At 58.2% G+C, this 9,259-nt stretch carries 9 protein-coding genes; 6 read left to right on the forward strand and 3 right to left on the reverse strand.

All coding sequences use genetic code 11. The features are described 5' to 3' along the window. Positions 1 to 179: 179 nt before the first annotated feature. From istA to P0D73_RS45475, 3 genes are read left to right on the forward strand one after another with little or no spacing between them, the layout of a single operon-like run. Entirely contained in the window at positions 180 to 1,691 is a 1,512-nt protein-coding gene (gene istA, locus P0D73_RS45465) for an IS21 family transposase (protein ID WP_459252399.1), read from the forward strand. Continuing rightward, positions 1,688 to 2,521: an IS21-like element helper ATPase IstB gene (gene istB / locus P0D73_RS45470; RefSeq protein ID WP_408261203.1), complete on the forward strand. Its 834-nt coding sequence runs from the start codon at positions 1,688 to 1,690 to the stop codon at positions 2,519 to 2,521. Before istA ends, istB begins: the two co-directional genes overlap by 4 nt. Beyond that, positions 2,518 to 2,763, forward strand: a complete 246-nt coding sequence (locus P0D73_RS45475; RefSeq protein WP_408261201.1) for a hypothetical protein — start codon at positions 2,518 to 2,520, stop codon at positions 2,761 to 2,763. The genes istB and P0D73_RS45475 overlap by 4 nt, the downstream gene beginning before the upstream one ends. 115 nt (positions 2,764 to 2,878) lie before the next feature. On the opposite strand, the gene P0D73_RS45480 is transcribed toward P0D73_RS45475, so the two are convergent. Both P0D73_RS45480 and P0D73_RS45485 read right to left on the reverse strand, forming a co-directional pair. Continuing rightward, positions 2,879 to 3,178, reverse strand: coding sequence for a hypothetical protein (locus P0D73_RS45480; protein ID WP_408436227.1), 300 nt, complete (start codon positions 3,176 to 3,178; stop codon positions 2,879 to 2,881). A gap of 565 nt (positions 3,179 to 3,743) precedes the next feature. Continuing rightward, on the reverse strand, positions 3,744 to 4,208 hold the full coding sequence (locus P0D73_RS45485) for a hypothetical protein (protein WP_408436230.1): 465 nt from the start codon (positions 4,206 to 4,208) through the stop codon (positions 3,744 to 3,746). 56 nt (positions 4,209 to 4,264) lie between these two features. Here P0D73_RS45485 and P0D73_RS45490 point away from each other — a divergent pair, with 56 nt between their 5' ends. Both P0D73_RS45490 and P0D73_RS45495 read left to right on the forward strand, forming a co-directional pair. Beyond that, positions 4,265 to 6,517 (forward strand): hypothetical protein, encoded by a 2,253-nt coding sequence (locus P0D73_RS45490; RefSeq protein WP_408436233.1) that lies wholly within the window; start codon positions 4,265 to 4,267, stop codon positions 6,515 to 6,517. An 11-nt stretch (positions 6,518 to 6,528) separates the two neighbouring features. After that, entirely contained in the window at positions 6,529 to 7,143 is a 615-nt protein-coding gene (locus tag P0D73_RS45495; RefSeq protein ID WP_408261193.1) for a DUF5675 family protein, read from the forward strand. Between the two features lie 1,075 nt (positions 7,144 to 8,218). Here P0D73_RS45495 and P0D73_RS45500 read toward each other — a convergent pair. Then, entirely contained in the window at positions 8,219 to 8,410 is a 192-nt protein-coding gene (locus P0D73_RS45500; protein ID WP_408261191.1) for a hypothetical protein, read from the reverse strand. A 435-nt stretch (positions 8,411 to 8,845) separates the two neighbouring features. Between P0D73_RS45500 and P0D73_RS45505 the strand changes: the two genes are divergently transcribed. Further along, positions 8,846 to 8,986 (forward strand): hypothetical protein, encoded by a 141-nt coding sequence (locus P0D73_RS45505; protein ID WP_408261189.1) that lies wholly within the window; start codon positions 8,846 to 8,848, stop codon positions 8,984 to 8,986. Positions 8,987 to 9,259 lie beyond the last annotated feature (273 nt).

Below are 9,259 nucleotides of genomic sequence, written 5' to 3' on the forward strand. Positions count from 1 at the left end.
CCCCCCCCCCCCCCCCCGCGGGGGCCCGGGCCGGGCGCGGGGGGCCGCCCCCCCCCCCCCCCCCCCCCCCCCCCCCCCCCCCCCCCCCGCGCCGAACAGTCCCCCCGTCGTCGGGGAGCCTTGTCGGTGGTCGCGGTGGATCGGGTATGAAGGAGCCTTCCATTTCACGGGAGGCTACGGTGCCCGGGCGTCACGTCAACGACCACCAGATGAGGCTCTACATGAAGTACAGAAACAAGGAACAACCGACCAAGGCAGGCGCACGCGCCGGGTTCAGCGCCGCCACTGCCTATCGCATCGAACAGGACCCAAGACCTCCGTCGCAGAAGAAGGCGCCGCGCGGGCGCCGCCGCGCCGATCCCCTGGCAGCAATCTTTGACGCCGAGATCGTCCCGCTGCTCCAGTCCGCTCCCGGCATCCGGCCCGTGGCCGTATTGGACGAGATGCTTCGGCGCCATCCAGATCTCCCGGGCAACGTGCGTCGCACGCTCGAGCGGCGTATTCGCGACTGGCGTGCACTCCATGGCGAGGAGCGTGACGTCATGTTCCGTCAGGTGCACGAGCCCGGTCGCCTCGGATTGTCCGACTTCACCGAGATGGACAGCCTGGGCGTCACCGTGGCGGGTGTTGCGCTGGATCACCGTCTGTATCATTTCCGGCTGGCCTGCTCGGGCTTTGAGCACGCTCACGTCATCCTCGGCGGCGAGAGCTATGTCGCGCTGGCCGAAGGGCTGCAGAACGCGTTGTGGGTGCTCGGTGGCGCACCGCGCGAGCACCGCAGCGACAGCCTGTCGGCGGCGTTCCGCAATCTCGAACGCGAAGCGCGCGACGATCTCACCACGCGTTACGAAGCGCTCTGTGCTCACTACGGAATGCAGCCTACGCGCAACAACCGCGGCGTTGCCCATGAGAACGGCTCCATCGAGAGCCCTCACGGCCACCTCAAGAACGCGGTGCGTGATGCGTTGCTCCTGCGCGGCAGTAACGACTTCGACGACCTCGATACCTATCGCCGCTTCATCGACGAGCACGTCTGTCGCATCAACGCGCGCAATGGCAAGCGCATTGAGGCCGAGCGCCCGCAGCTTCAGCCACTGCCGCCGCAGCGCACGACGGACTACGAGCAAACGCGTGTGTACGTCAGCTCCACCGGCGGCTTTGTCCTGCGCAAGGTGTTCTATACCGTCCCGTCCCGGCTGATCGGTCATCGACTGCGCGTGCGGCTGTATGACGACCGGCTGGAACTGTTCCTGGGCAGCACCGCCCTGATGACGCTGCAGCGCGGCCGTCCGGGTCCCAGTGGCAAGCACGGCCACGTCGTCAACTACCGGCACATCATCCACGCGCTGCGCCGCAAGCCCATGGCGCTGCTCAACCTGGTCTACCGCGATCAGGTCTTTCCGCGTGAGGCCTATCGATTGACCTTCGAACGCCTGTGCGAGCAACTGCCGGAGCGTGCGGCATGCAAGACCATGGTTGAACTGCTCAGCCTGGCCCACGAGCGCAACTGCGAGACACAACTGGCGCAGGCACTCGAGCAGTGCCTGGCCGACGGGCAACTGCCCGATCTGCACGCGCTGAGTTCCCGTTTCGAAGCGAAACCCGCGAGCCTGCCGCAGGTGAACGTCCAGCTGCCTTCGTTGCGCGACTACGAGGCCCTGCTTGGCCTGCAAATGGAGGTGGCAGCATGAATCACGAATTCGACGCCACCCGCCTGTCGCTGCTGCTCAACGATTTGCGGCTGCCCGCCATCAAGCAGATCTGGTCGAGCTTTGCCGAGCGTTCCGACACCGAAGGCTGGCCCGCGGCGCGCCTGCTCATGGCGCTGGCCGAACACGAGATCGCCGAGCGCGATCGACGCCGCATCGAACGTCATCTCAGGGACGCCAGGCTGCTGCCGGGCAAGACGCTGGAGAACTTCGATTTCGACGCGGTGCCGATGGTGTCGAGAGCGCACGTCTCGGCGCTTTGCGCTGGCGACGGCTGGCTGCGCAACGGCGCCAACCTGATTCTTCTGGGGCCGTCCGGAGGCGGCAAGTCGCACTTGTCGTCGGCCATTGGACTGAGCCTGCTGGAGAACGGCTGGAAGGTCCTGTTCGCCCGTACCACCGACCTCGTGCAGCGGTTGCAGGTCGCACGCCGCGAGCTGTCGCTGGAGGCCGCCATCAACCGGCTGGATCGATTCGATCTCCTTATTTTGGACGACTTTGCATACGTCAGCAAGGACCAGGCCGAGACGTCGGTGCTGTTCGAGCTCATCAGCGCCAGGTATGAGCACCGTTCTCTTTTGCTAACTGCAAATCAACCATTTGGCGATTGGGACCGTATCTTCCCCGACCGGGCCATGACGGTAGCCGCCGTCGACCGGCTGGTCCATCACTCGACGATCTTTGAACTGAACGTCGAAAGCTACCGTAGGCGTACCGCCCTGGAGCGCAAGCAGCAGGGACCGGGACGCCCGGCCAGTATCGCGACACCAAACAACGTCGGCGTGCCGCCGCGCCCGGAGGATCAGCAATGAAGCACAACGCACATCTGCAGCTCGTAACGCGTGACGATACATCCGATAACTCGACGACGAAGCCCATCGCACGCACTGCCGCACAACGGCAACGCGCATACCGCTTACGCCGCAAACGGGCCATTATTGACGCCACTGGTGAGGAAGCCTGCGCGTCACGCGTTACGTTGCTGGCTCTGCTCGGCGACGGGTTGGCGGCATTGGATGCCAGCGACAATCCGACAAGGCTCATTGAGAGCTAACGCAACAGCGTAAGGCGTGTGCTTAAGGCCATCGTCACGCGTTACGCAATCGACCTCACCGACTGACGCGCGGCAGGCAGGCACCGCTCGCCGGCGTCAATCAACATCGGCATCATCAACCTCGCCGCAGCATTCTCATCCTGATTGTCGCGCGGCACAGAATGCCTGCAGCGTAACGCGTTACGCTGCAGGCTCTGCCCGGCGACAGCGTGGCTGCATTGGATGCCAGCGACATTCCACAATGCTCATCGAGATCAAACGCGACAGCGTAAAGCACGTGTCCAAATACATCGTCACGTGTTACGCAGTTGTCCTCAACGACTGATAAACTGTTCTCATCCTGATTGACGCGCGGTACACGCTCGCCAGCGTCAATCAATAAACGCTTGCCAGCGTCAATCAACATCGGCATCATCAATCCCACCGCGACATTCTCATCCTGATTGTCGCGCGTCTCTCATCCAGATTGTCGCGCCACATCCTAGATGCCTCGCCCACAAAATTACGGATAGGTCCGGCGCTCGCCGCACTCTTTGGTCTGGCGAAGCAACGGTTGAAAATCAAAAAGCTGCGCGCGGAGATCCGGATGGCCGCCAAGAAGGAGCGCAGCTCGTAAAGATTCCCACGGCTGAGGAGGTCGACATAGCACATAAGGACATCAAACGCTGGCAGCGGCTCCGTATGAAGGTTCCGCGAGATTTTACTGAAAATCCTAGCAAAAACTACGTCAGTATTGGCCGCGTTAGAAAGTGAATGTCATATTCAGAAGAGCACTGACAAATGACGAACCCCTGCTTGAGGCAATCAACTCGTGGACAGAATCAGATTCACGTTGGCGTTGACACATACGATACCAGTCGATCTTTCTATAAATCCTTACTTGAGTCGCCACCATATCTGCCACCCCGCTGCTTGCTACGTTTAGTCATCCCGGCAAAAAGACGACACTCTTTCGGGCACAATGGAGTTGTTGGCTGAGCTCACTGAGCCGCTAGCTTACAGTTGGATGGTGTGGGCGCGCTGGCTGCCAACGCCGCTCGGTATTCCTTGCTCGTCCCAGCAAGCCGCCCCGCTTCGAAGGAAACCGCGCTAACAACGATGAGATCCCGGACATAGTGTGGTCGCTCCCAAAACGAGGCATTCTTCTGCTTCACTAGGTCAACCGCTTTCGAAATCACCTTATTTGCGATGTCTGGCGTGAGGAATTGGCCGCCGGAACCCGATCCGCATATCGAAGCGGTATCTGCAACTCGACGGGCTGCTTGCAAATCAGCTTGATACTCGGGCAGATTCGACGGATCCGCTCCGAGTGACTGCGCCACGGCAACGAGTACTGAAGCCTTAAGGGCATCGTCATCGCTCGCTTGCTGACTTAGCGCAATCGTCGGAAGTGAAACTAGGGCGCCTATCAGTGTGACTACAATTTTATTGGCTATGCTCATCATCTTGCTCCCCAAAAACTGAACTTGCGACGTATTATATTTAGCATGTTCTTGGCAAAATGGGCAAAGAGATGTACGCACCTTTCTTTCGGGTAGTTGCGGCTCTCCTTTGTTCACTGAGCTGCTCTGTTTGGTCGCAAGAGATATCGACTGCACCAGTGCCCGAGCCGCAAAACGCGATCTGGTTTGAACAACGAGTCGGGCATGTCGTAGTAGATGTCCAGCAGCAGGGCGGAAGAGCCGAGGCGGCGCTCTCGTATGTCTTTTATTTCGCTGCCATTGGCCCACGACCGGCCACGGCCACCAAGGATTATGGAGGTTGCCTCAAGGAGGCAGTCAAGGCTGCGGGAAAGGCCTTTATCGATGCGCTGAACAGTGAGGCGCAACTGTTCGTACCGTCTGCTGAGCCGATCTACTCCGATAATCAAATCACACGAACTCAAAACGCTCTAGTCACTGCACGAGGAGAGTACAAGAAATCAGTCATTGCGAACTGCACATCCATCGAACAGGCCGATCCATTGCGAAAATACATAGACGGAACTCGTCTTGGGTTGGTTAAACGTGAATGCACTGCCGCGCTTTGCCCTGATCTTGACGTACCCGAACGTGCAGATGAGACTGGAGCGATCTCTGAAGGCGAGCGGCGCGAGCGCGTGTTTGAGGCAATGTATTACTGGGCTGCAAAACGCGGGTTCGACACCACCCTAAATCGTGTTCTGGTGCTCGAATTCTCTGACAACGGCGGCCTCGCTCCGAAGGTGGTCGAAACAAGGCCCGGCGTTGGCTGGCCAACGAGACTCCCGCCTGACCAGACCCAAAAGTTGTTCGAAGCAGGAGTCGCACGCCTTGTTAAAAATCCTCAGCTACCGCCTTTGTCATCGGTCGTGGCAGCGCAACTTCTCCTTCCCCGTCCGACCGTTTTGCGGACAGCGTTCGCATTTCGAGACCCGCAAGACGCCTATACTCTCGGAGTTGATTCGGCGGAACTCAAACTGAATAGCCTGCAGGATGAGGTCGCCCGTATTCGTCTCACAGAGTGTAAGGTTTATCATGGTTTGCAGGATGTCGCTGCCGTGGGTCGGTGCGCGGGCTATCAGATTGATAACAAGGCTATGCTTGAATGCCTCAATGACGGACCTTGCATGCCGCAGCTCGCCGCAACAGCCGACGCGGGAGCATTGCTTCAATCCGCGCGGCGTCGGATAAGCGATCTTGGCCTCGATGCATTTGTTCCTCGTCCGTACTCGGAGGCGGTAGGGTCATTCGGTGCGATGGTGGACACTTATAAAGCGTGTACGGCGAACGAAGACGCCAACGCCGCAGCTGCATGTCTGGCTCGAAAAAGCGTTCCGCCTGAAATAGCAAAACAGGCTAATTGCCTGCTCGAGAATGCGGGCGCTAGTCGGATTACCTGCCTGGCTCCCGATGGCGCGAGCGGACGAGCGTTGAAACAGTTGCAAAAATGCGTCGAACGCAACAGCAAGGGCTGCGCTGTAGACGCAGTTTTGCCGCCTGAATGGGCATGCGTCTCAGGAGCGCAATCGGTTTCTGATTTGAATTGCTTAGCAGGCAACGTCGGGGGGGATGTCGGAAAAGTTGCGCAATGCCTTAAACAGGAAACCGACACAGCGGCGCGTATCATTTGTATCGGTGGAGACAATGTACCCGCGCCGGTCCAAAAAGTTGTCGCGTGCTATACGTCCAGTACCAGCGAAGCGAGCCTTGCGGCGTGCGCAATCGGAACAGCACTTCCGCCCGAACAAGCTGCGGTTGTCAAGTGCGCTGCCGAGTCAGGAGGCGATCCGATGGCAACTGGCGTCTGCGTTGTCTCGCCATTGCTGCACTTGAATCCCGGGCAGCAGATAATCCTTCAATGCGCCGCATCATCCGGGGGTGTGCCGGTCACCGCAGCCGCCTGCATCGCCGGAAGATTTACGCTCATCGAACTTCAAGGCTGTAAGTCTGCGGACTTCGGCCAATCGGGCTGTTTCGGTGACGGGAACGAATTTCAAAAGCTTGCCAAGGCTATAACCGGTTCGACGGTGTCCAAGAACTCGGTGGTCGGTCAGATCATGGTCGCCCATATTGAAGTTGCCAACTCTGCGATTGGCGGTGTCGGTCACGCCCTTAATGAAATCTCGAAGGGAGGTAAGCAAACGGCCGAAGGTTTCGATCACGAATTGGAAAAAGCTCGTACCAATCCCGTTGGGTTGATCGTCGATGCGCCGGGAAACGTCGTCCGCGAAACTTTCAAAGGAGTCGAAAATCTAGCAAAGGCTGTTACTGCGAACTGGGACATTAAGTTGTGATGGGACTTGATATGGATCGCCGTAGCTTCCTCGCTTGCGCAACAAGTGTTGCAATTTTTTCAGACTTTTGGTCGCTAGCGATGGCACAAGGTCCGATAAAGCTGCTGGTGGTCCGTGAGCGGGGCTATGAAAATAAGTGCGTACCGTGTGTGGCGGGCCGGCTCTTCGGCGTTCCGTCCGCGGTTGATTTATCAAGCGCCGAACAGAACTTGGGAATGCTCAGCCTGATAACTGATACAGTCGAGCTGAGCTACGAACCAAAAACGGATCGGCCATCCTCGATCCCCGAGGCTACTTACAGCGCCATCGTGCGCGCGGACGGCAGCAAGAAGTGGATGTGGACTGGCGGTGCTGTAGGCAACGGTGCGATCCGGCCCGACCGTGCGTGGCGCATCGAGCTACAAAATGTACCGCATAGAACAGCCATCCAGTTTCATTACGGCCGTGATGTCAACTGGTCGCGCGGTTGTGTCATTCTCGGTCAGCGAACAGCGACGTGCCCGGCACGAGGTCCTTGCAGTTTCCCAGATTCGCCCGAACCAGCAGTTCGGGCGCTGCGGGACTACGTCAAGTCAAACTCCATTGCCTCCAACACGCCCATCCTCGTGCGATTTTGCGCTGCCTGATCTCAGGATTCTCGACTCCACAGGCACATCACGACCAAGTAACCGATGGCTGAAGTAGCCACGAAGCAGCCGTTGTGAACTCGTACACACGTTTGACTGTTGTGGGTCGATCAGCGACGTTCGAAACGCCCACCAAGACGTCGCAGAAACCGAAGCTCGTCGGCGCGGATGCGAGCACGCCTTTTTAGATACGCTCAGCTTTCAGGCGCTCGGTTTTTATAAAAAGCTCGGCTACAGCGAGTTTGGCAGACTTGAGGGATTTAGCGGCATACCTGACTGCCACTACCTGCATAAAAGGCCCGATGACAGGCACCGATAACGCATGCAACACACTTTGTGATGGCCGGTGGATTCGCATCGACGCCAGTATCCTGATCCTTCGCTGAGGATTGCGCGTGACAGATACCAGCGAGACCAAAGCGAGCCGCAATCGAAATCAAACGCAAGCCGCGTGACCTGCGGGTATAACGCAAGCCGATCATACATGTCTTCCCGATATTCTGCGAAGAACGGTGTGCGAACGTCGACATGCGCGGCCGCATTCCGGGTTTCAGACAGGGTATTGGTGAGACCATCCGCGGGCCTTTCATATCTGTATTCCGGCTGCGATGATGATGGAGATGGCGAGGACCCACAACTCGATGGCGGTGAAGCGAGGGTATCTAATGTTCATCATCACCTTCCTCAATATCTTCCTCATGCCCCACGACAGGAACTTCATCAGGTACTTGTCGTTACCGCTTCCGTGTGGTTTTTCGCATTGATGTACTCCCCTACATCAGGGCTTTCATGCAGAACTCAGTTTTCCTAAGCAGGCCAAGCGCAGGACTGATGCCTGTCAGCCGAAACGGCTGACAGATTGGAAAGCCCCATATCGGCAGGTTGCAATCACTTCAGCGTCGCGCTGTGAAACAGCCTGTGCGAACGCAACCGACCAACGGCCGCAGACATCGCGATAACGGATCGAATATGTGAACATGGCAATCTCCCTATCTGTGAGTAACGGGTGCATCCGTTATCAACGTGGACGTGGCGCCTTTCGTCGCCGAAGGGTTCATCTTCCGGCCATCGTTGGCTACTGGCAGGCTGCAAATCCGCTACATCCGCTGGTCATCTCGGCGAAGCACTTCGCACAGCAGACGGCGGCAATTTTCGGCCAATAGTTAACGCGCTTCTGGACGTCTTCCTTCAGCTCGCCGCATTCATCGCAGCGATCCAGGACACGGACCTGCATTGGCCGGCGGTGCCACTGTTCGAGCGCGTTCATGTCAGCAGCCCTCGTGTTGATCCGCGACGCCGACGGCGATGGTGTTCGCGGCCATCTTCCGCGGTTCTGCTGACGCGGGATCATCTCGGCGCAGCTCAAGCAAATCCCTTGCGTTCGTGCTCATCGTGGCGCTCACTTGATACAGATTCGGTAAGGTCAACAGTCCGGCGATAGACGTTCTTGTTCAACCAGGGGAGGAACGTGTACTCGTCGTAAGTGTTGCTACCGATATAAACCCAGTTATGCAGAACGTTGACATGGCTGACATTCACATGAAATTGCTAAGTCCATGGAATCAAGATAGACGGACGACGCCAGGAAAACCATTCTACGAACGGTCGCTGCAGTGCTACGTGTGCATGGCGCGCCTATACGTCTGGATACCTTGATGTATGTGGTAATAGAGTGACGGCCTAACCTCTCTGAAGTGCATGCATGCGGCACAACGCCAATAGGCGGCATCACATTCCGAAGATGGGGCACCGCGCGACGAACCGGCCGCAGTATGAGGCGGCCCTGCGCAGCTGGGGGAGCCTGACGCTGTGCATCTCGTCCAAGGCGCTCGCGACGGTGTGACTCCGGTCGGTCGGCGGAAAGCGCCGAAAGTCCATACAGGGGAGAACTGAGCCAACCGCATCGGGCAGAGATCGGCCATGAAGGGACGGTCGCCGGATCGCAGATAGCGTCATTGCAACGGCCGGTCTCCGTCAAAAGGTGACTTCCGAATATTTGATCTACCCCTCTAAATCAACCGCGTTGAGGCAGATCCGGCTCTCGAGTCCGAAGACTGAGTGGATCCGTCCATCGATCTTCAAACAATACGTTCCGTCACGCGAGTGAGCCGTAATA

Origin of the sequence: Paraburkholderia sp. RL18-101-BIB-B, assembly GCF_046026985.1 — a bacterium.
Taxonomy (GTDB): Bacteria; Pseudomonadota; Gammaproteobacteria; order Burkholderiales; family Burkholderiaceae; genus Paraburkholderia.